The sequence below is a fragment of the Streptomyces sp. 8P21H-1 genome (assembly GCF_013302945.1).
This window is the reverse complement of record NZ_JABTYA010000188.1, coordinates 1-771: the sequence shown is the minus strand read 5'-3', so window position 1 is coordinate 771 and position 771 is coordinate 1. Positions and strand designations below refer to the sequence as shown.

2 protein-coding genes are annotated in these 771 nt (G+C 77.2%); both read right to left on the bottom strand.

Annotated features, from left to right (window positions below; translation table 11 throughout):
- Nucleotides 1-360: alkaline shock response membrane anchor protein AmaP (gene amaP, locus HO151_RS03085; protein ID WP_173894579.1), on the bottom strand; the 360-nt coding region annotated here is incomplete at its 3' end.
- Nucleotides 361-365: 5 nt separating this feature from the next.
- A partial coding sequence (locus HO151_RS03080) for a DUF6286 domain-containing protein (RefSeq protein WP_254594670.1) occupies nt 366-771 on the bottom strand: 406 nt, incomplete at its 5' end.

The window sequence follows — 771 nt, the reverse complement described above, 5'->3', positions numbered from 1 at the left end:
CAGCGCACCCGCCTCCGCCGCCAGCGCGTCCTCCAGGGCCCGTCCCCGCAGCAGCGCGCCCTCGCCGTCGCCGGTGTCGACCAGCACCTCGCCGAGCCTGCGCCGCCGCAGCACCGCGATCAGCCACCACAGGGCGAGCAGCACGGTCAGGGCCAGTACGGCGACGACGGCCGGCCACCACCAGCCCTCGTCCCGCCACCGCGTCCGGTCGGCGTCGCTCAGCAGCACGTCGTGCCGCCCGTCGTGGATCCACCACGGGGGCGGGCCCACCCCGAGGCCGACGGCCAGCACGGAGCCGCCGAGCACGAGGAGGAGCAGGCCCGCGAGGCCCAGCAGGACGCGGTTCACGGTCTTCAGCACCCCGGTCACCCCTTCCGGCCCGGCCGGGTGACCCGCACCGAAAGGGCGGGCCGCCGGACGAGGCCGAGTTCCCTGACGCCGTCGGCGAGTGCGGCGTCCAGATCGGCGCGTACGTCGTCGAGTTCGCGGAAGTGCGAGACCGCGCGGACGTCCGCCTTCCCACGTCGCGTACGGACCCGGACCGACCGCACGCCGGGCACCTCCATGGCCCGGTCGCGCAGCACCGTCGCCGCGGCGTCGCGGCGCAGTCCGGCCCGTACGTCGGGGCGGGGGCGCCGCATCGGCAGGATGCCGCGCAGCCCCGGGGTCACGGCGAGGACGAACAGCCACAGGCCCAGGACCGTCGCGGCGCCGGCGCCGGCGAGCACCCAGGTGTCGTCCAGGGGCCGTTCGGCGAGTTCGCGCGCCAGG